Source organism: Parabacteroides sp. CAG:2, from assembly GCF_000436315.1.
Lineage (GTDB): Bacteria > Bacteroidota > Bacteroidia > Bacteroidales > Tannerellaceae > Parabacteroides > Parabacteroides distasonis.
This window is the reverse complement of the sequence record NZ_FR885276.1, coordinates 84,053-104,960: the sequence shown is the minus strand read 5'-3', so window position 1 is coordinate 104,960 and position 20,908 is coordinate 84,053. Positions and strand designations below refer to the sequence as shown.

Here is a 20,908-nt window from a genome sequence, read left to right as displayed (position 1 = left end):
ACGACGAGCGGTTCACGTCGGTCTTAGCTCATAAGGCCATGTTGGAAGGCGGTTTAAAGAAAAAGAAACGGCAAGATAAAGGATTGGTTGATGAGATTAGCGCCGTTATTATTTTGCAAGCTTATTTAGAAAGTAAAAAATATCAGTTATAACTTATGATTTTACCCGTATTTTTATATGGTCAGCCCGTACTAAGAAAAGAGGCTGAGGATGTACCTAAAGATTATCCCGACTTGAAACAGTTGGTTGCCAATATGTTTGAAACGATGTATAATGCTGATGGGGTAGGGCTTGCCGCTCCTCAGGTGGGCTTGTCTATCCGTTTGGTGGTTATAGACGGTGATGTGATGGGAGATGACTTCCCTGAATGCAAGGGTTTCAAGCGTGCGTTGATTAATCCCGAGTTTTTGGAACGTAGCGAGGAGGAAATAGCTATGGAGGAAGGCTGCTTGAGCCTGCCGGGTATACACGAGAAAGTGTCTCGCTCGAAAACGGTTCGTGTGAGATATTGGGATGAGAATTGGGAGGAACACGAGGAAGTGGTGGAAGGTTTCGCCGCCCGTATCGTGCAGCATGAGTGCGAGCATCTGACGGGGCATGTCTTTATCGACAATGTCTCCGCTATTCGCCGTCAATTGAACAAAGGCAAATTAAATAGTATTATTAAAGGGACGGTTCGTTGCTCTTACCGGGCAAAAGCCGTTGGTAAATAATAAATCTATAAATAATCAATATGACAGATTTAAGTAAAAACATTGAGGCCCTCAGGGAAAAGAAAGCCGTTATCGAGATGGGCGGTGGTGAGGCTGCTATCGAAAAGCAAGTGGCGATGGGTAAGCTTACTGCCCGGGAGCGTATCTTGGCTTTGTTGGATAAGAACTCTTTCCATGAGTATGACATGTTCGTGAAACACGATGGCCGTGATTTCGGTATGGAGAAGAAGGTTCTGCCGGGTGATGGTGTGGTTACCGGTACGGGTACGATCTTTGGTGCCCCGGTTTGCATCTATGCGCAGGACTTTACGGTTGCCGGTGGTTCGTTAGGTTTGCAGCATGCTCGTAAGATCACCAAGATCATGGATCATGCGTTGAAGATGAAATGTCCGATCATCGGAATCAATGACTCGGGTGGCGCGCGTATCCAAGAAGGTGTTGGTGCTTTGGCTGGTTATGGTGAAATATTCTATCGCAATACGATCGCCTCGGGCGTGATCCCTCAGATTTCCTTGATCCTCGGTCCTTGTGCCGGTGGTGCCGTTTATTCTCCGGCGTTGACGGACTTCGTGTTTGTGGTTGAGAACATCTCTAAGATGTTTATCACGGGACCGAACGTTATCAAGACCGTGCTGGGTGAGGATATCTCTATGGAAGACCTTGGTGGCGCACGTGTTCATGCGGAGACTACAGGTAACGCTCATTTCTATGCCTTGAGCGAGCAAGAATGTTTCGATCAGGTGAAACGTTTGGTTAGCTTCATCCCTTGGAATAATCAGGAGCGTGCGAAAGTGGTTGAGCCGAAAGAACCGTCCGCTATGCTGAATATCGAGCAAGTAGTTCCGGCGGACCCGAAACAACCGTATGATGTGCGAGACGTTATCAGATGTATCGTCGATGACTCGGACTTCTTGGAGATTCAAGAGTTGTGGGCCGCTAATATTGTGATCGGTTTTGGTCGTATGGCAGGAGAAACGGTAGGTTTCGTTGCCAATCAACCGATGGTTTTGGCCGGCGTGCTTGATTGTGATAGCGCTGACAAGGCCGCTCGTTTCATCCGTTTCTGCGACTCATTCAATATTCCTATCATCACGTTGGAGGATATGCCGGGTTATCTGCCGGGCGTAGATCAAGAGCATGCGGGTGTGATTCGTCATGGGGCTAAGGTTCTGTATGCGTATTCGGAAGCTACTGTTCCTAAGATCACGGTTATCTTGCGCAAGGCGTACGGTGGAGGTTATATAGCTATGAACTCCCGTCACTTGGGCGCTGACTTCATGTTCGCTTGGCCGAGCGCGGAGATCGCTGTTATGGGTCCGGAAGGCGCAGCTAACATCATATTCCGCAAGGAGATCATGGAGGCGGAAGATCAGAACGCTATGCGTCAGGAGAAGGTGAAAGAATATATCGAGAAATTCGCGAACCCGTACGTGGCGGCTTCCAAGGGATTTATCGACTCTGTGATCGAACCGAAAGAAACCCGTTCATTATTGCTACACGCACTGAAGCTTTCCATTCTAAAAGAGGAATACAGACCGGCCAAGAAGCACGGTTTGCCTCCGTTCTAAATTGATGAGAGTATGGAAAAGAAACACCAGCAAGAAGAATATGTAGACTTTGTGGTGACGGCACGTAAATATAAGACGTTGCTGACAGCGAAGTATAAGAGCCGACCGATGTGGCATAAGCCGTCGGCTGGTGACGTGGTTTCTCATCTTCCCGGAACGATTATCAAGATTATGGTAGAGGAAGGACAGGCTGTGGAGGCCGGGCAACTTCTGCTAATCCATGAGGCGATGAAAATGCAGAACCGGGTGGTCGCTCCCATATCGGGAGTCGTTGTCGAGCTCAATGTAAAAGAGGGCGATAAGATAACGAAGAATCATTTAATGGTAAAAATAGAGTCTAAGTAAGATAATTTACTTATTTTTGCCTCTCAATCATTTTTAATAGGATGAAGAAGGCAACACTCTTTTTGATATTACAGATATTTACGATTTCGCTTTTTGCGCAGATTAATACGGACCGTGTATTGGCCATTGGCAGGAACGCCCTTTATTTTGAGGATTATGTTCTTTCCATTCAGTACTTCAATCAGGTTATCAAATCCAAACCTTGGTTGGCGGAACCCTATTTTTACCGTGCGGTGGCGAAGATAAATCTGGACGATTTTAAGGGGGCCGAGGAAGACTGTACTTTATGTCTTCAGCGGAACCCTTTTTTAACGCAAGCGTATTACGCTCGCGGCATCGCCCGTCAAAGCCAGGAGAAATACGACGAGGCGATCGACGATTACCAGAAAGGACTTGAGTTCAAACCCGAGGACCGCCAGATGCTGGTGAATATGGCGGTGGCTTTTATCCAGAAAAAAGACTATAACGGGGCGGAGAAGACATTCGATGATTTAATGACCGCCCATCCGAAATATTCCATGAATTATATGACACGGGGCGCTATGTATCTGGAGAAAGGGGATACGTTGAAAGCCTTGGCCGATTATAATAAGGCGATCGAGATGGATCCTTATTATGCGCCGGCGTATGGCAATCGTGCGATCCTTCATTATCAAATGGATGATTACAAGGACGCTTTGGCCGATTTGAACGAGGCTCTACGTCTGGATACCCGTGAGAGCGGATATTATATTAACCGGGGGCTAGTTCGTTATCAGATGAATGACTTGAGAGGTGCGATGGCCGATTACGATCAGGTGATCAGCATGGATAGCCGGAACTTGATCGCACGATTCAACCGAGGTTTGCTTCGGTTCCAAGTCGGGGATAATAACCGTGCTATCGAAGACTTCGATGTCGTTATCCAGCAAGAGCCAGATAACTATATGGCTTATTACAACCGTGCGTTGCTCCGTTTCGAGACGGGCGACTACCGGGGGGCCGTGCAGGATTACGACGTGGTCTTGAAGCAATATCCTACTTTCCTGCCAGGCTTTGTGAGCCGTTCGGAAGCAAAGCGTAAGCTAGGGGATAACGTGGGGGCAGACCGTGATTATTGGGCAGCCATAAAGATGGAGGAGCAGGCCAAGAACGGACAGCTCCCGAAGACATCGTCTTCTAGCTCCAATACAGCGGTGAACGGAGATGCCAAGACGGACGATTCGGAGGAGAATACTCGTGAGCAATCCGATAAGAATATCAATAAGTTCAACCGCTTGGTGGTATACGATAAGGAGCAGGAGCGTAAAAGTAAATACCAAAGTGAGGTCCGTGGGCGTGTACAAGACCGGAATGTCCATGTGGATCTGGAACCCCAGTTTGTCTTGACCTATTACGAGAAGGCGGATCCCGTAAAGAAACTTGTTTATTACGACAAGATGGTGGAGGATTACAATGGCCAGATGGTCTTGAAGCGTAAATTGCGTATCACGAACGAGGAGGCCGCTTTGACTGAGGATCAAATCGCCGTGCATTTTGCCTCCATCGACGAGTATTCGGCGGAGATCGAGCGTGATCCGAACAACGCTAACGCTTATTTTGGCCGTGCGATGGACTTCATGTTGGTGCAGGATTTCTCGGAGGCGATCAAGAATTTCTCGGAAGCGATCGAGCAAGACCCGTCGTTCACGATGGCTTATTTCAATCGTGCCGTGGAACGTTATAAGCAATTGATGTACACCCAATCCCAGCAGGCTAGCAAGGATACGTACGACTTGAGTGGCTCGGGAATGAACTTGAATATTGGTAAGTCCGCACAGTCGCAGGTAAACGCCAACACCTCGGTGGACCTCCGGAGCGCTATGCTGAAGGATAATAAGCGAGCCTATGAGCATGAGCAGATCATGAGGGATTACGATATGGTGATCAAGCTGAACCCGGGTTTTGTGTACGCTTACTTTAACCGTGCGAATCTGCGTTGCGCCCAGCGTGATTTCCGTGCCGCTATCGTTGATTACAACGAGGCGATCGAGCGGGACCCTGAATTTGCCGAGGCTTACTACAACCGTGGGTTAGCCCGTCTGTCGCAAGGTGACGTGAACCGGGGCATCGCCGACTTGAGCAAGGCAGGGGAATTGGGTATCTACAACGCCTATAGTATCATCAAGCGAATGACAAGCCGGTGATAACGCAAATTATTCGAGTTAAATGTTTCGCTGATAGAAAAGAAATATTAACTTTGTGGGCTGAATATAAAGAATTTTAGAGAATAGAATATGATAAAGATTACATTTCCGGACAATTCCGTAAGAGAATATGCAAAGGGAACGACTGCTATGCAGATAGCGGAAAGCATTAGTTCTCGTTTGGCACAGGAAGTCCTAGCCGCAAGCGTGAATGGGGAGGTTTGGGACTTAAGCCGTCCTATCAACGACGACGCTACGGTGAAACTTTTGAAGTGGGAAGACGAGGAAGGTAAACATGCGTTCTGGCATTCCAGCGCTCACCTTATGGCAGAGGCTTTGCAGGAATTATATCCGGGTATTAAATTCGGTATAGGTCCGGCGATCGAGAACGGTTTCTATTATGACGTGGATCCGGGCGAGGCCGTGATCAAAGAGGGTGATTTCGCTGCTATCGAGGCTAAGATGCTTGAGCTGGTAGCCAAGAAAGAAGAGATCAAACGTCAGGACATTACCAAGGCGGATGCCATGAAGATGTTCGGCGATAGAGGTGAAGAGTATAAAACAGAGCTTATCAGTGAGTTGGAAGACGGTACGATCACTACCTATACACAGGGTTCTTTTACGGACTTGTGTAGAGGGCCGCACTTACCGAATACCTCTTATCTGAAAGCTGTCAAGATATTGAGCGTAGCCGGCGCTTATTGGCGTGGCGATGAGAAACGCAAGCAATTGGTTCGTTTGTATGGTATCACTTTCCCGAAAAAGAAGATGTTGGATGAGTATCTGACATTGTTGGAGGAGGCCAAGAAACGTGACCACCGTAAGATCGGTAAGGAAATGGACTTGTTCATGTTCTCCGATACGGTAGGTAAGGGCTTACCGATGTGGTTGCCGAAAGGTACCGCCTTGCGTTTGCGTCTGCAAGAGTTCTTGCGTCGTATCCAAGCTCGTTATAATTATCAAGAGGTAATGTGTCCGCCGATCGGTAATAAATTATTGTATATTACCTCCGGCCACTACGCTAAATACGGAAAGGATTCTTTCCAACCGATCCATACACCTGAGGAGGGTGAGGAATACTTCTTGAAACCGATGAACTGTCCTCATCACTGTATGATCTATAAAAACTCTCCTCGTTCGTATAAGGACCTGCCGTTGCGTCTCGCTGAGTTCGGTACGGTTTGCCGGTATGAGCAGAGCGGAGAGTTGCACGGATTGACCCGTGTACGTAGCTTTACACAGGATGATGCTCATATTTTCTGCCGCCCCGATCAAGTAAAGCAGGAATTCTTGAACGTAATGGACATCATCTCGATCGTATTCAAGACGATGAATTTCGAGAACTTCGAGGCTCAGATCTCCTTGCGTGACAAGGTGAACCGTGAGAAATATATCGGTAGCGACGAGAATTGGGAGAAGGCTGAGCAAGCGATTGTAGAGGCTTGTGAGGAAAAAGGCTTGAAAGCTAAGATCGAATATGGAGAGGCCGCTTTCTACGGTCCGAAACTCGACTTCATGGTGAAAGACGCTATCGGCCGCCGTTGGCAGTTAGGTACGATTCAGGTAGACTATAACTTACCGGAACGTTTCCAATTGGAATATACGGGTGCCGACAACCAGAAGCACCGTCCGGTTATGATCCACCGTGCGCCGTTCGGTTCCATGGAACGGTTCGTTGCCGTATTGATCGAGCACACCGCCGGAAAGTTCCCGTTGTGGTTGACTCCGGAGCAGGTATGTATCATGCCGATCAGCGAGAAGTTTAATGATTACGCTTGGCAAATCGCACGTGAGTTAGGTAATCAGGAAATCCGTGCTATCGTAGATGACCGAAATGAGAAGATCGGTCGTAAAATTCGTGACAATGAATTGAAAAGAATCCCTTATATGCTCATCGTTGGAGAAAAAGAAGCAGAAAATGGTGAAGTTTCTGTAAGAAAACAGGGCGAAGGTGATAAAGGTTCGATGAAAATTGCTACCTTTGCAGCGCTTTTGAATGGCGAGGTAGAGGAAATGATGAATCGCTGGCAAAAAAGTAATGATTAAATAACTAATAACGAGGAGAATAAATCTTTTTGAATGAAGAATGACAATCTGAAAGAACAGTATAGAATCAACGAACGTATTCGTGTTCGTGAAGTTCGTTTAGTAGGTGACAATATTGAGACGGGTGTTTATCCGATCGCTCAAGCGCTGAAAATAGCGGAAGAGCAGGGGATGGATCTAGTCGAGATTTCACCAAATGCTGCGCCCCCCGTTTGTAGAGTAATCGACTACCAGAAATTCCTCTATCAGCAAAAAAAGCGTCAGAAAGAGCAAAAAGCGAAATCTGTGAAAGTGGTCGTGAAGGAGATTCGTTTCGGGCCTCAGACAGATGATCATGATTACAATTTTAAATTGAAGCACGCTAAGGGATTTTTGGAGGAAGGTTCGAAGGTTAAAGCCTACGTGTTCTTTAAAGGCCGTTCTATCCTTTTCAAGGAACAGGGAGAAGTCCTGCTGCTTCGTTTTGCCAACGATTTGGAGGATTATGGAAAAGTAGAGCAGTTGCCGGTATTGGAGGGAAAACGTATGATTATCATGCTTACTCCGAAGAAAGCGGGCACTGGCTCAGCCCCGGCTACGGCCGCAGCTCCGAAAGTTGTAAAGAAAGTGATCACGGCACCTAAGCCTAAAAGCGAGGGTGATAAGAAAACAGAAGAATAAAATCCGTCCCTGATAGAAGGGAGGTTAAGTTTAATAATTAAAATATAATTGGAAAATGCCTAAGATGAAGACTAATTCCGGTGCCAAAAAGAGGTTCGCCCTTACCGGATCAGGAAAGATCAAAAGAAAACACGCTTTTAAGAGTCATATCTTAACAAAGAAGACTAAGAAGCAAAAGAGAAATCTTACTCACACGGGTTTGGTAGCTAGTGTTGACGTAAGCAACGTAAAGCAGATGCTTTGCATGAAGTAATCTTTATTCATTAAGCGAGTTTTATAACGATTTTTATTAACCGAATGCATTAGCAATCAAGTTCATCCTAAGAGATGACGCTAACATTCAAAACAGATTAGAATTATGCCTAGATCAGTAAATCATGTTGCTTCAAGAGCAAAAAGAAAACGGATTTTAAAACTAACCCGTGGTTATTATGGTGCACGTAAGAACGTTTGGACCGTAGCGAAGAATACATGGGAAAAAGGTTTGACTTATGCTTTCCGCGACCGTCGTAACAAGAAACGTAATTTCCGTGCTTTGTGGATTCAGCGTATCAACGCTGCCGCTCGTATGGAAGGTTTGTCTTACTCTCGCCTAATGGGTGCTTTGCACGCTGCCGGTATCGAGATCAACCGTAAGGTTTTGGCAGACTTGGCCGTTAACCATCCGGAAGCATTCAAGGCTATCGTAGCTAAAGTAAAATAAGATTTTTGCTATATAGTTAATAAAGAGCCTCCCCGAAAAGGAGGCTCTTTTTTTGTTGTTTTTGTTTGGTTATGTCGATACGATTACATATCTTTGTAACAAGAAAAAGATAAACAGGGAATGAGTTAAGCCGCACTTGTTCGATTGGGAAACTCATCAGTTTATTTTAATTCCGAGACATAGCTCTTGTCGCCAATGGCGGGCCGCGCCCTTCGGGGTATGCTTAGCACGGCGGATTACAAAGGTGGCAAAGCACTCAAATCCTGTCATACGGAGTTTGTTCACATCTACAGTGCGGCTTTTTCAAATAGGGAAGAGGATCTTTAATTAGATTCTCTTCTTTTTTATGCGGTTCACGCAGATAGTCTCGTTAGCTCATATAAGTAGTCTTCTGAAGATAAAGTGAATTATTTTGAAAATAAATTAGGTTTTATAGTTGGTAATCCAAAAAGAATGCTTTCCTTTGTAGCAACAAACAAAAGATAGTTTGTCTTGCTCTTTATCTTCGAGTTTCTATTCTCAGTAATGATAATATATTCTTCTAGAAATCGATCTTCACTAACATCACTTGTTTTATTATTAATTTATTTTTAATTTTTTTCGTATGAATATTTACATTGGAAACTTGAGTTATCGAGTAAGAGAATCTGATTTGCAACAAGTATTAGAAGAGTATGGTATTGTTGATTCAGTAAAGTTAATTGTTGATCGTGATACTAGACGTTCTAAGGGTTTCGCTTTCGCTGAAATGCCTAACGTTGATGAGGCTCAAAAAGCTATCGAGGAATTAAACCAAGCTGAGTACGAAGGTCGTCAGATGGTTGTAAAAGAAGCAATTCCTAGACGTTAATTTTAGAAGATATACATCTTAAAATAACTCTGAAGCGGGGAGACGATAGTCTTTCCGCTTTTTTGATATTGTCTATTATTGTTGTATATTTACGCACCAAGAATAACACAACTAAAAAATAAGTATTATGACGTTGCCAAAACGGTCTTGCATGAAAGTAACCGGACTTGCTCTCGCTTGTTCCTCACTACTTTTTTCCTGTGCTCCCAAGGAGGTTCCGCAGGTGAATTTAATCCCTAAGCCGGTCCATATCGAGGTGACTGGCGGTTATTTCAAAGTAGATAGTAATCTCATATTCGGGAATGATCAATCGGGTACGATCCGTTACGTGGTCGATGAGTCTTTTAATGGCGGGAATCCGGAGGGATATGCGTTGGACGTGACCGAGAAGGGGATCGAGTTGAGAGCCGCCTCTAAATCCGGATTGTTTTACGGGGAACAAACGTTGCGCCAGCTGTATACGTCGAAAGGGATTCCTTGCGTATCGATCCAAGATAATCCCCGTTTCCCGTATCGTGGCTTGCATCTGGATGTCTCCCGTCATTTCTTCCCGAAAGAGGAGGTGATGAAGTTATTGAACGTCATGTCTTATTATAAATTGAATACGCTTCATATGCATTTGACGGATGCCGGTGGTTGGCGTATCCAGATGGATAAATATCCGAAACTGACTACGGACGTGGCTTTCCGTACGGAATCTGATTGGCAGAAATGGTGGGATGGAAAGGATCGCAAGTATCTGCCGGAAGGAACTCCGGGGGCATATGGCGGTTATTTTACGAAAGAAGATATCCGTGAGATCGTGGATTACGCTACGGCCCGGCATATTAATATAATACCGGAAATCGAATTCCCGGGGCATTCGGACGAGGTGTTCGTGGCGTACCCGGAGTTGAGTTGTGCCGGCAAACCTTATACGACGGGTGATTTCTGCATCGGCAACGAGAAATCGTTTACGTTCATGGAGGATGTATTGTCCGAGGTGATCGAGTTGTTCCCTTCCGAATATATCCATATCGGGGGAGACGAGGCCGGGAAGGGAGCTTGGAAGACCTGCCCGAAATGTCAAGGTTTGATGCGCCGGAACGGGATGAAGGACGTGGATGAGTTGCAGAGCTATATGATTCATCGTGCCGAGGAATTCCTGATTTCCAAAGGCCGCAAATTGATCGGTTGGGATGAGATTCTGGAAGGGGGCTTGGCTCCGGAGGCTACCGTCATGTCTTGGCGGGGCGAGGAAGGGGGAATCAAGTCCGCCCGCATGGGACACGACGTGGTCATGACACCGGGTGGTTATATGTATTTCGATTTCTATCAAGCCGATCCGAAGACACAGCCGTATGCCATCGGCGGTTATACGCCGATCAAGCGGGCGTACAGTTATAATCCAGTGCCTGTGGATTCGTTGACTGCCGAGGAAAGTAAGCATATCCTAGGGGTACAGGCGAATACATGGACGGAGTATATCAAGGATGAAAAGCATCTGGAGTATATGATGTTCCCTCGTGCCTTAGCGGTCGCCGAGATCGGATGGACTCCGCAAGAGGATCGTAGTTGGGAGGATTTTAAGCCTCGTATGAACGTGAATATCCCGGTTCTGCAACGGATGGGTATCCATACGTTCACGCTCTCGGACGAGATCGAGACCACGATGGAGGTAGATACCTTGCGGCGAGAGATCAAGGTCATGTTGGATGCGGAGAAATATCCGGCGGAGATACGTTACACGACAGACGGCTCTATTCCCGCCGCCTCTTCCCGGGTCTATAACGGCCCGATCGTGGTGAAAGACTCCGCTGATATCAAGGCCGCTATCTTCCGTGACGGGCAGCTTCAAGGAACGCCTACCGAGAAGAAGGTGGATTATCACCGGGGTATCAATAAGCCTATACATTATAATAGTAAGCTGTATAGCGGTTATATGGCGGGTGGCATGAACGCCTTGCTGGACGGCTACAGGGGAGGCTTGACTTATCTGGACGGTCGTTGGCAGGGTTATTTGAATGACTTGGATTGCGTGGTGGACATGGGCGAGGTGACGGATATCCATAAGGTATCGTCCCGCTTTATGCAATTGATCGGCCCGGGCGTGTACCAACCGGGAGAGGTGGAGTTGCTGACATCGGAAGACGGGGAGAGCTATATCTCGCAGGGAGTTATCCCTACTACGATATCCAATACGGATAAAGACCTGTCTTTTCAGGAATATACGTTTAACGGCGATTGGAAAGCCCGTTATATCCGTATCAAGGCAAAAGAGGCAAATAAGGGTTTCATCTTCACGGATGAGATCGTGATCTGGTAAGTATGAATCAATTAATTATCAACTAAAATACATTTATCAAATGAAGAAACAGTTAATGACCTTCCTGTTGTGTGGCAGTCTGTTCGCTACGGCGCAGCAACCGGTAGATTATGTGAACCCCTTCATCGGTACGAGCAATTACGGTACGACGAATCCCGGCGCGGTTTGTCCGCAGGGTATGATGAGCGTGGTTCCTTTCAATGTCATGGGGTCGGAGAAGAATCGTTTTGACAAGGATAGTCAATGGTGGTCTACTCCTTACTCGGCAGACAATAAATTCTTTACGGGATTCGCCCACGGTAGCTTGAGCGGCGTGGGATGCCCGGAGCTGGGAGGTTTGCTATTGATGCCGACGACGGGCGAGTTGAACGTGGACTATAAGGTTTACGGCAGTGAGTACAAGGACGAGGTGGCTCACCCCGGTTATTATAGCAATACCTTGACCAAGTATAATATCAAGGCGGAGGCTACTGCCAGCATGCGTACGGGCTTGAGCCGTTTTACCTTCCCGAAAGGGGAGAGCCATATCCTCTTGAACCTAGGCGAGGGCTTGACGAACGAGACCGGCGCCACGGTACGTATCGTGAATGATACGGAGATCGAGGGGAGTAAGCTTTTAGGTACGTTCTGCTATAATCCACAGGCCGTATTCCCGGTTTACTTCGTGATGAAGGTAAACAAGGCCCCGAAGAAGATGGGTTATTGGAAGAAACAACGTGAGATGAAGGGGGTAGAGGCCGAATGGGATATCTACTCCGGCAAGTATAAGTTATATACCAGTTATACCCGTGAGATGAGCGGAGACGATGTCGGCGTATGGTTCGATTACGATACGGACGAGGGCGAGGCTATCGAGGTGAAGATGGGTATCTCGTACGTGAGCATCGAGAACGCCCGCCTGAACATGAATACGGAGCAGCCCGGCTTCGATTTCGACAAGGTCCGTACGGCGGCTAGCACGATGTGGAACAAGGATCTTTCCAAGGTACAAGTGGAAGGGGGTACGAAAGACGAGAAAACGATATTCTATACCGGTATGTATCATTTGCTGATCCATCCGAATATCCTGCAAGACGTGAACGGCGAGTACCCGATGATGGAGAGCCTGAAAGTAGGCCATACCACCGGAAACCGTTATACGGTCTTCTCCTTGTGGGATACGTACCGCAACGTAAGTACCTTGATGACCTTGCTCTATCCGGAGCGTCAATTGGATATTATCCGTACGATGCTGGATATGTATCGGGAAAACGGTTGGTTACCGAAATGGGAGCTTTACGGACGTGAGACCTTTACGATGGAGGGCGATCCCTCGATCCCGTATATCGTAGACGCATGGATGCGTGGCTTGCGTGACTTTGATGAGCAAACCGCTTATGAGGCGATGCGCAAAGGCGCTACTACCCCGGGAGAGTTCAACCTGCTTCGTCCGGACGCGAACGATTATTTCAGCAAGGGCTATGTTCCTTTGCGTGAGCAATACGATAACTCCGTATCTCATGCGTTGGAATATTATATCGCCGACTGGAACTTGGCTAATTTCGCTCAAGCCTTGGGTAAGAAAGAGGATGCCAAGTTATTCCGTGACCGTTCTTTAGGTTACAAGCATTATTATAGCAAGGAGTTCGGAACGCTGCGTCCGATCTTGCCGGACGGCACCTTCTACTCTCCGTTCGATCCGAAACAAGGCGAGAACTTCGAGCCTAGTCCCGGTTTCCATGAAGGCAACGCATGGAATTATACGTTTTATGTTCCTCACGATATCAAGGGACTGGCCAAATTGATGGGAGGCGATAAGAAATTTGTCGATCATTTGCAGAAGGTATTCGATGACGGCAATTATGATCCCGCCAACGAGCCAGATATCGCTTATCCTTATTTGTTTAGCTATTTCAAGGGAGAGGCTTGGCGTACCCAGAAGTTGGTCCGTCAGTTGTTGAAGGATTGCTATCATAACGCCCCGAACGGTGTCCCGGGTAACGAGGATACAGGCACGATGTCCGCTTGGGCTATTTTCTCCATGATGGGCTTCTACCCAGCTTGTCCGGGCGACGTGAACTATGTATTGACTTCCCCGACTTTCGATAAGGTTACGATCCAGCTCGACAAGAAATTCTATCCTAAAGGCGAATTGGTAATCGAGTCTAAGCATAGTAATCCGGAAGCGATCTACATCAAGGACGTTTTCGCCGGCGATAAAAAGCTAAAGGGCTACACCATCTCGCAAGAGGAATTGGTGAATGCCGGAACCTTGCGTTATATCCTCGAGGATACGCATAAGTAAGCCAAGATAAAGATATACCGAATTTGATATTTACCGGACGCAGATGACACCGACAAGCACGGGTGATCTGCGTCCGGTTTATTTATTTGATATCCTAGAACCATTTGATCTTCCTGAATATGAAAAAGGCCGTAGCGGATAGCAAGATCGAGAGCAAGATGATAACCACGAAACCATGCGGCATATCCTCCATGTAGATCGGGACGTTCATCCCGTAGAAGCTAGCGATTAATGTCGGAACCATTAAGATAATGGAAAGTGATGTCATACGTTTCATGATCGTGTTCACGTTGTTGGAGATGATAGAGGCGAAAGCGTCCATCGTACCCGTAAGAATATCGCTATAGATATTTACCGTGTTATGGGCCTGTTTCAACTCGATCTCCACGTCCTCCACTAAATCCTTGTCGATATATTGCGGCTCTTGGAAAATATTCTGGAGCTTGGCCAGCATCACCTCATTCCCGCGGATGGAGGTGTTGAAGAATACCATGCTTTTCTCCAGCTTCATCAACGCTAGCAGATCCTCGTTACGGATGCTTTTCTCTAACGCCTTTTCCGCCTCGGTGACGGCGTAATTGATTTGTTTCAGGTATTTAAGGAACCATACGGCCGATGAGTGGATCAGCCGGAGGATCAATTCATACTTGTTTTTAATCTGGAGTTCCTTCCGTTGGGTATAGCGGATGAAATCGGGGATCAAGTCCGTCTTATGGTAACATACGCTTACGATGATCTCATTGTTCGTGATGATACCGATCGGCACCGTATTGAACGGGATGTCATGATCTTGGTTCTGCAACGGGATACGTAAGATGGTAAGCAACCAATTCCCCTCGTACTCGATACGGGGACGCTCGTCCGTATCGGCTATATCGCTCAAGAATGATTCGGGTACGTTAAATCGATCCATCAAGAATTGAAGATCTTCGGGAGTCGGGCACTCTACGTTTACCCAACTGTTAGGAAGCCATTGGTTCTTCTCCACATAACCGGCCTCACAATAAAGAAATTGTCTCATTATTGCCTCCTTTCGTGTTTAATCCGAGCAGAGGATCAATGAAACCCTCCGCCTCGTTAGTTCATACTTTGTTCTGTTTCTAGCGGGATACTGTCGTCCATAATTTGAAAATTACTTTTTACGGGTGCAAAGATAATACTTTTTTACGTAAGTAAAGTTATGTCGCTGTATGCTGACAGCAATATTGTTGCCAGTTTACGTTAGCATAGGCTTACTTCTCTGAGAGTATTGCGATACTTCTGGTAATAGTACTGGAGTACTTTCATGGAAGTACCCGAGTACTGCCTAAGAAGTACTCCAATACTTCTTAGGCAGTACTGGCCGTTTATTCAATCCCGCATTTCCCCTCTTCGTTGAAGTAGAAGAAGAGCCCGGTATCTATGCTGACCGGGCCATGGCTTCTCTTCCTCCCTTGAACTCGGCCATGGGGCGAGGCTCGTGGAGCCGGCTGGCGAAGCGTGTGTATTCCTCATAATCTTCCGGGTTATCGGATAGGTAGAATGTGGCGGTTAAAGGGTAATGTACGAGGCCGGCGCCATGTCCGGTGCTGACGCTCTTATGCACCCGGTACAATCCCGGAGGGTTTTCCTTGAGTTCGGGTAGCAAGGTGGCCGAGAAATCGTCTCTTGTCTGGTTAGGAAAGATCGGATAGCCGAGAGCGACGAAGGCGGTGGGTTGCGGGATTCCTTTCCATGCCCTCCCGTCGAAACGCTCGATGAAATACTCTTCGCCTCCCATCCCTTCCAGGTCGGTATGGTTGGTGATAGCGATCTCGATCCGCTCGATGTTGGTTGGGTAGACGTTCGGTCTTACTCGCATGGAGAAGTGGGTGGTGTCCATGCTGATAGCTTCCTCGGGTGGCCGGTCGTAAGGGCCTCCGCCGATCCGGATGAGGGGTGAATTGAATACGTAAGTCTTGAAAGCCTCCACATACTCCTTCTCCGCTATGATAAGCTGTAGGAAGACGGAGTCGTCCGTGTTCCAGAGGGAGGTCAGGTTGCCGCGGATCTTCCGTAGATGCGGGGGAAGGGTATCGTATTCCTTGCCGAAGAACAATTCTATGCTGTCCCGTATCTGCTTGGCGGTCCATCCTTCCGTGGAAACTGAAGATGCGGCATGGGTATCAGTCGGTAACGGTAGGGTATCTTGCCGTGCTATGGATTGGGAGTCGGCTGAGTAGTCGCTACTGTTTTCCCCTTTCTTTTGTTTGGTATGGCAGCCGTATAATAGGCAACCTCCCATGATAACTAATCCGATAAAATACGCTTTCATGATTCGACAGGTTTTAATTCCTAAATATAAAGAATCTTTTTCAGAAATGGGTAAAAGATATTACCTTTGACTCCCCAAATAGAAAGAATGATGGCAGAAGGTACAAGAAATACAGGAAGAGGAAGGAAAAAGCCTGTGGAGATGCTCCCCGATATGGGGCGTCTTCAGCCACAGGCCCGTGAGTTAGAGGAGGCTGTGTTGGGTGCGTTGATGCTGGAGAAAGACGCGTACTCGATCGTCAGTGAGATCTTGAAGCCGGAGTGTTTCTATGAGAAAGCGCATGAGAAGATTTATGCCGCTATCGTAGACTTGGCGTTGAGCCAGCGTCCCGTGGATATGCTTACCGTAACGGAGCAATTGAAGAAACGGGGAGAATTGGAGGATGTAGGCGGACCGTTCTATATCTCTCAACTTACCAGCAAGGTGGCCAGCAGCGCCCATATCGAGTATCACGCCCGGATCATCGCCCAGAAATATCTGGCGAGGGAGTTGATCTCTTTCACGGCGATGATTCAAGGAAAGGCATTTGATGAGACGCTCGATGTAGAGGACCTGATGCAAGAGGCGGAGGGTAAGTTGTTCGAGATCTCGCAACGTAACGTAAAGAAGGATGTCACCCAGATCAACCCCGTCATCAAGGACGCTATGGAGATGTTGCAAAAGGCGGCCCTCCAGAAGGAAGGTCTGAGCGGATTGCGTACGGGCTTCGAGGGGTTGGATAAGATGACTTCCGGTTGGCAGAATTCAGACCTTATCATTATCGCCGCCCGTCCGGCCATGGGTAAGACGGCCTTCGTCCTTTCCATGGCGAAGAATATGGCGGTGAATTTCAATACGCCTGTCGCCCTGTTCTCGCTCGAGATGAGTAACGTGCAGTTGGTAAACCGTCTGATCGTGAATGTCTGCGAGATACCGGGCGAGAAGATCAAGAGCGGACGCTTGGAGAGCTACGAGTGGGAGCAGCTGGATTTTAAGATCAAGGAGCTTTACGACGCCCCGATCTTCGTGGACGATACCCCGAGCTTGTCCGTCTTCGAGCTGCGAACGAAAGCCCGTCGCTTGGTGCGCGAGCATGGCATCAAATGTATCATTATCGACTACCTTCAGTTGATGAACGCTAGCGGTATGAACTTCGGTAGCCGTGAGCAGGAGGTGAGTACGATCTCCCGCTCGTTGAAGGGATTGGCCAAGGAATTGAATATCCCGATCATCGCCTTGTCGCAGTTGAACCGTGGTGTGGAAGCCCGTCAAGGCGTGGAAGGTAAGCGTCCGCAGCTAGCCGACTTGCGTGAGTCCGGAGCTATCGAGCAGGATGCCGATATGGTATGTTTCATCCACCGTCCCGAATATTATAAGATTACGGAAGACGAGCGGGGAAATTCCCTGATCGGTCTCGCCGAGATCATTATCGCCAAGCATCGTAACGGTGCCGTGGGGGATGTCCGGCTGCGCTTTAAGAGCGAGTTCGCCAAGTTTATGAACGTAGAGGAAGATATAGCGGTAAGGGAATTCTCCTCAACCATGAACGGTGGAGACCCGATGCCCCCGATCCCATCGGCGGGAGCTGACTTCTTGAGTCAAGGTAGCAGTAACGAGGTTCCGTTCTAATATAGCATGAATGAGCGAAAGAGGCGAAAACGTTTGCGGTAGATTTTTCGCCTCTTCTTTTCTGTTTCGTTGGCGAATCCGGTTCGAATCTTCTATCTTTGTGATTGAAAACAAATTACTGAATCAGCCATGACGAGACACTTAGTTCCGGTATCTATATACCTGTCGCTGTTGCTTAGCTGCAACTCGCCGAAAGAATACAAATCCTTTGATGAATACCCTTCCTATGAGGGAGACGATCTGGAGTTGTTCTATTCTCCCACGAAATCCGTGTTCACCCTTTGGGCCCCGACGGCGGAAGAAGTCCGCTTGAATCTTTACGCCTCCGGTGAAGGAGGGGAGCCTGTCCGCCGGTTGCCGATGAAATCCTCGGACAAGGGTACGTGGCGTATCTCCGTGAGCGAGGATCTGAAAGGTTCCTTCTATACCTTCCAGATCCGTATCGGCGATAAATGGCTGGATGAGACTCCCGGTATCTGGGCGAAAGCCGTCGGGGTGAATGGAAACCGTGCGGCCGTGATCGATTGGGCGGCTACCGATCCGGAGGGCTGGGAGGCGGATAAATCTCCCGAGTTGAAAAGCTTCTCCGATATTATCATCTACGAGATGCATCATCGGGATTTCTCGATCGCCGCGAACTCCGGCGTGACGCATAAAGGTAAGTTTCTCGCCTTGGCGGAGAACGGCACGAAAGGTCCGGGCGGCGTGGCTACCGGCGTGGATCATCTGAAGGAGTTGGGCGTTACCCATGTCCATATCCTTCCTTCTTATGATTATGGCTCGGTGGACGAGACTCGCTTGCAAGATAATGTGTACAATTGGGGGTATGATCCCAAGAACTATAACGCCCCCGAGGGGAGCTATTCCACCGATCCTTACAATCCCGAGGCTCGTATCCGTGAGTTCAAGGAGATGGTGCGGGGATTGCACCGGAATGGTATCCGTGTGATCATGGACGTGGTTTACAATCATACCTTTGTGGGTGACGGGTCGAATTTCAGCTTGACCGTCCCCGGTTACTTCTACCGTCATAAACCGGACGGAAGCTATTCGGATGCCTCCGGCTGTGGCAATGAGACCGCTTCGGAGCGGGCGATGGTACGCCGCTATATCGTGGAGTCCGTGAAATATTGGGCCGAGGAATACCATGTGGATGGTTTCCGTTTCGACTTGATGGGAATCCATGACGTAGAAACCATGAACGAGGTAAAAGCCGAGTTAACCAAACTAGATCCTTCCATCTTCGTATACGGCGAGGGCTGGACCGCTAGCGATTCCCCGCTACCAGAAGATCAACGGGCGATCAAGGTAAACGCCCCGAAACTGAATGACGTGGCCGTATTTAGCGATGACCTGCGGGATGCTTTAAAAGGAAGCGTGTTCGAGACTACACAGGCCGGTTTCGCCTCCGGAAAGCCGGAAGGCAATGAGGAGTCTATTAAGTTTGGTATCGTAGGCGCTATCCGCCATCCGCAAATCGACTATAACCAAATATTATATTGCAAAGCGCCTTATGCGAACAAGCCTACGCAAGTGATCAACTATGTCTCTTGCCACGATGATCTTTGTTTGATGGATAAGTTGAAGCTCTCGGCTCCGAAAGACGCTACCCCGGATGAGTTGATACGATTCGGCAAGTTGGCCCAGACCATCATCTTCACCTCGCAAGGAGTACCCTTCATGCGGGCAGGAGAGGAGTTGCTGCACGATAAGAAGGGCGTACATAACAGCTATCAATCGCCCGATTCAATCAATGAGATCGACTGGTCTTTGAAGGCAAAAAACAAGGATGTTTTCAACTATTACAAGGATTTGATCGCCCTTCGTAAGTCGCACCCGGCTTTCCGTATCGCCACGGCCGAGGGAGTGAGGGAGGCCCTTCAATTCCAAGAAGTGAACCAGCCCGGTGTTGTAGCGTATACCTTAGGGGAGCATGCGAACGGGGATAGTTGGAAGAAGATTATGGTTATCTTTAACGGGAACCGGAAGGCGGTAACGGTTTCTCTGCCGGAAGGAACATGGGTTCCGGTTTGTAAGGATGGTCGGATTTATCTGGACGGTAAAGGTTCCGTACAGGGTAAAACTACCGTAAGCGCCTCTTCCGCCTTGATCTTGAAACAAGATTAATACGGAACTAAATCAAAGAAAATCCCCCGGGACATCTCGAATATCTCGAGCGTCCCGGGGGATTTTTTATTAAATCACTTACTTATCTGATTATTTGTAAGCCTCGCCTTTTACAGCTGCGATACCTGGAAGAACCTTACCTTCGATAGCCTCAAGAAGAGCGCCACCACCTGTAGAAACGTAAGATACGCCGTTAGCCAAACCGAATTTGTTAACGCAAGCAACAGAGTCGCCACCACCTACTAAAGAGAAAGCGCCGTTCTTCGTAGCCTCAACGATAGCCTCGCCAACCGTGCGAGATCCGTGCGTAAAGTTCTCGAACTCGAATACACCCGTAGGACCGTTCCAAAGGATCGTCTTAGAGTTCTTGATAACGTCAGCGTAGATAGCCTCGGTCTTCGGACCTATGTCAAGACCTTCCCAACCATCAGGAATCTGATCTACCGGAGCGAAATCGGTCTTAGCGTCGTTGCTGAAATCGTCAGCGATCTTAGCGTCAACAGCCAATACCAAGTTTACGCCTTTTTCTTTCGCTTTCTTGATCAAATCAAGAGCAAGATCCAACTTATCGTCCTCGCAAATAGACTTACCGATCTTACCGCCTTGCGCTTTCGTGAAAGTATAAGTCATACCACCCGTGATGATCAAGTTGTCTACCTTGTTCAACAAGTTCTCGATGATCTCGATCTTAGAGGAAACCTTAGAACCACCCATGATAGCGGTGAACGGACGTTGGATGTCGTTCATAACCTTATCGACAGCCTTCACTTCTTTCTCCATCAAATAACCGAACATCTTGTTGTCCGTATCGAAGTAGTCAGCGATCAAAGCCGTAGAAGCGTGAGCACGGTGAGCGGTACCGAACGCGTCGTTTACATAGCAGTCAGCGTAAGAAGCCAATCTCTTCGTGAACTCTTTCTGGCTTTCTTTAACGGCTTTCTTGGCAGCCTTCTTCTCCTCGTCGGAAGCGTCTTCAGCCAAACCTCTTGGTTTGCCTTCTTCCTCAGCGTAGAAACGAAGGTTCTCAAGCAACAAAGCTTCGCCCGGTTGCAAAGCGGCAGCCTTAGCGCCGGCTTCTTCGCCAATACAGTCGTTTGCAAACTGAACATCTACGCCTAACAACTCAGAAAGGTGTTTCAATATGTGTTTCAAGGAGAACTTCTCAGTAACGCCTTTCGGACGGCCTAGGTGAGAACCGATAATTACGCTACCACCATCCGCTAAGATCTTCATTCATGTAG

General features: G+C 47.9%; 16 protein-coding genes and 1 pseudogene. 14 read left to right on the top strand and 3 right to left on the bottom strand.

Translation table 11 applies throughout. The features are described 5' to 3' along the window. The 12 genes from ruvX to QVP94_RS06205 all read left to right on the top strand — a co-directional run. A partial coding sequence (gene ruvX / locus QVP94_RS06260) for a Holliday junction resolvase RuvX (protein WP_288213190.1) occupies positions 1–152 on the top strand: 152 nt, incomplete at its 5' end. A 3-nt stretch (positions 153–155) separates the two neighbouring features. Beyond that, a complete protein-coding gene (def, locus tag QVP94_RS06255; RefSeq protein ID WP_005857695.1) occupies positions 156–713 on the top strand; it encodes a peptide deformylase in 558 nt (185 codons plus the stop codon). Between the two features lie 20 nt (positions 714–733). After that, positions 734–2,281 (top strand): acyl-CoA carboxylase subunit beta, encoded by a 1,548-nt coding sequence (locus QVP94_RS06250; protein WP_005857693.1) that lies wholly within the window; start codon positions 734–736, stop codon positions 2,279–2,281. 12 nt (positions 2,282–2,293) lie between these two features. Further along, complete coding sequence (locus tag QVP94_RS06245) at positions 2,294–2,626, top strand: acyl-CoA carboxylase biotin carboxyl carrier protein subunit (protein WP_005857691.1); 333 nt, start codon at positions 2,294–2,296, stop codon at positions 2,624–2,626. 41 nt (positions 2,627–2,667) lie between these two features. Next, positions 2,668–4,791: a tetratricopeptide repeat protein gene (locus tag QVP94_RS06240; RefSeq protein ID WP_005857690.1), complete on the top strand. Its 2,124-nt coding sequence runs from the start codon at positions 2,668–2,670 to the stop codon at positions 4,789–4,791. A gap of 90 nt (positions 4,792–4,881) precedes the next feature. After that, positions 4,882–6,837 (top strand): threonine--tRNA ligase, encoded by a 1,956-nt coding sequence (thrS, locus tag QVP94_RS06235; RefSeq protein WP_005857688.1) that lies wholly within the window; start codon positions 4,882–4,884, stop codon positions 6,835–6,837. 33 nt (positions 6,838–6,870) lie between these two features. Continuing rightward, positions 6,871–7,497 (top strand): translation initiation factor IF-3, encoded by a 627-nt coding sequence (infC, locus tag QVP94_RS06230; RefSeq protein ID WP_005857686.1) that lies wholly within the window; start codon positions 6,871–6,873, stop codon positions 7,495–7,497. 55 nt (positions 7,498–7,552) lie between these two features. Then, positions 7,553–7,750 carry a 50S ribosomal protein L35 gene (gene rpmI, locus QVP94_RS06225; RefSeq protein WP_005857684.1) on the top strand — a complete coding sequence of 66 codons (198 nt, stop codon included), beginning with the start codon at positions 7,553–7,555 and terminating at the stop codon, positions 7,748–7,750. Between the two features lie 105 nt (positions 7,751–7,855). Then, the gene (gene rplT / locus QVP94_RS06220) at positions 7,856–8,200 is read left to right on the top strand and encodes a 50S ribosomal protein L20 (RefSeq protein WP_005857682.1); all 345 of its coding nucleotides are present in this window, start codon (positions 7,856–7,858) and stop codon (positions 8,198–8,200) included. Positions 8,201–8,804: 604 nt separating this feature from the next. Beyond that, complete coding sequence (gene rbp / locus QVP94_RS06215) at positions 8,805–9,050, top strand: RNA-binding regulator (protein WP_005857680.1); 246 nt, start codon at positions 8,805–8,807, stop codon at positions 9,048–9,050. Positions 9,051–9,177: 127 nt separating this feature from the next. After that, complete coding sequence (locus QVP94_RS06210; RefSeq protein ID WP_022192210.1) at positions 9,178–11,355, top strand: glycoside hydrolase family 20 protein; 2,178 nt, start codon at positions 9,178–9,180, stop codon at positions 11,353–11,355. A gap of 40 nt (positions 11,356–11,395) precedes the next feature. Further along, positions 11,396–13,639 (top strand): GH92 family glycosyl hydrolase, encoded by a 2,244-nt coding sequence (locus QVP94_RS06205; RefSeq protein WP_022192209.1) that lies wholly within the window; start codon positions 11,396–11,398, stop codon positions 13,637–13,639. Between the two features lie 94 nt (positions 13,640–13,733). Here the strand turns inward: QVP94_RS06205 and QVP94_RS06200 are convergent, their stop codons facing one another. Both QVP94_RS06200 and QVP94_RS06195 read right to left on the bottom strand, forming a co-directional pair. Then, the gene (locus QVP94_RS06200) at positions 13,734–14,660 is read right to left on the bottom strand and encodes a magnesium transporter CorA family protein (RefSeq protein WP_008772410.1); all 927 of its coding nucleotides are present in this window, start codon (positions 14,658–14,660) and stop codon (positions 13,734–13,736) included. Between the two features lie 378 nt (positions 14,661–15,038). Continuing rightward, entirely contained in the window at positions 15,039–15,932 is an 894-nt protein-coding gene (locus QVP94_RS06195; protein WP_022192208.1) for an immunoglobulin-like domain-containing protein, read from the bottom strand. A gap of 90 nt (positions 15,933–16,022) precedes the next feature. Between QVP94_RS06195 and dnaB the strand changes: the two genes are divergently transcribed. Together dnaB and pulA are read left to right on the top strand one after the other, a co-directional pair. After that, on the top strand, positions 16,023–17,540 hold the full coding sequence (gene dnaB, locus QVP94_RS06190) for a replicative DNA helicase (RefSeq protein ID WP_008772408.1): 1,518 nt from the start codon (positions 16,023–16,025) through the stop codon (positions 17,538–17,540). A 129-nt stretch (positions 17,541–17,669) separates the two neighbouring features. Further along, on the top strand, positions 17,670–19,667 hold the full coding sequence (gene pulA, locus QVP94_RS06185) for a type I pullulanase (protein WP_022192207.1): 1,998 nt from the start codon (positions 17,670–17,672) through the stop codon (positions 19,665–19,667). A 90-nt stretch (positions 19,668–19,757) separates the two neighbouring features. Here the strand turns inward: pulA and QVP94_RS06180 are convergent. Beyond that, positions 19,758–20,908, bottom strand: a pseudogene (locus QVP94_RS06180) (phosphoglycerate kinase); the annotation flags it as partial.

What these genes read in the sequence shown, in the direction of transcription:
- QVP94_RS06200 (WP_008772410.1), bottom strand. Translation starts at nt 14,660, where the DNA reads ATGAGACAATTTCTTTATTGTGAGGCCGGTTATGTGGAGAAGAACCAA.
- QVP94_RS06195 (WP_022192208.1), bottom strand. Translation starts at nt 15,932, where the DNA reads ATGAAAGCGTATTTTATCGGATTAGTTATCATGGGAGGTTGCCTATTA.
- rbp (WP_005857680.1), top strand. Translation starts at nt 8,805, where the DNA reads ATGAATATTTACATTGGAAACTTGAGTTATCGAGTAAGAGAATCTGAT.
- rplT (WP_005857682.1), top strand. Translation starts at nt 7,856, where the DNA reads ATGCCTAGATCAGTAAATCATGTTGCTTCAAGAGCAAAAAGAAAACGG.
- rpmI (WP_005857684.1), top strand. Translation starts at nt 7,553, where the DNA reads ATGCCTAAGATGAAGACTAATTCCGGTGCCAAAAAGAGGTTCGCCCTT.
- QVP94_RS06205 (WP_022192209.1), top strand. Translation starts at nt 11,396, where the DNA reads ATGAAGAAACAGTTAATGACCTTCCTGTTGTGTGGCAGTCTGTTCGCT.
- def (WP_005857695.1), top strand. Translation starts at nt 156, where the DNA reads ATGATTTTACCCGTATTTTTATATGGTCAGCCCGTACTAAGAAAAGAG.
- QVP94_RS06245 (WP_005857691.1), top strand. Translation starts at nt 2,294, where the DNA reads ATGGAAAAGAAACACCAGCAAGAAGAATATGTAGACTTTGTGGTGACG.
- QVP94_RS06250 (WP_005857693.1), top strand. Translation starts at nt 734, where the DNA reads ATGACAGATTTAAGTAAAAACATTGAGGCCCTCAGGGAAAAGAAAGCC.
- dnaB (WP_008772408.1), top strand. Translation starts at nt 16,023, where the DNA reads ATGGCAGAAGGTACAAGAAATACAGGAAGAGGAAGGAAAAAGCCTGTG.
- infC (WP_005857686.1), top strand. Translation starts at nt 6,871, where the DNA reads ATGAAGAATGACAATCTGAAAGAACAGTATAGAATCAACGAACGTATT.
- pulA (WP_022192207.1), top strand. Translation starts at nt 17,670, where the DNA reads ATGACGAGACACTTAGTTCCGGTATCTATATACCTGTCGCTGTTGCTT.
- thrS (WP_005857688.1), top strand. Translation starts at nt 4,882, where the DNA reads ATGATAAAGATTACATTTCCGGACAATTCCGTAAGAGAATATGCAAAG.
- QVP94_RS06240 (WP_005857690.1), top strand. Translation starts at nt 2,668, where the DNA reads ATGAAGAAGGCAACACTCTTTTTGATATTACAGATATTTACGATTTCG.
- QVP94_RS06210 (WP_022192210.1), top strand. Translation starts at nt 9,178, where the DNA reads ATGACGTTGCCAAAACGGTCTTGCATGAAAGTAACCGGACTTGCTCTC.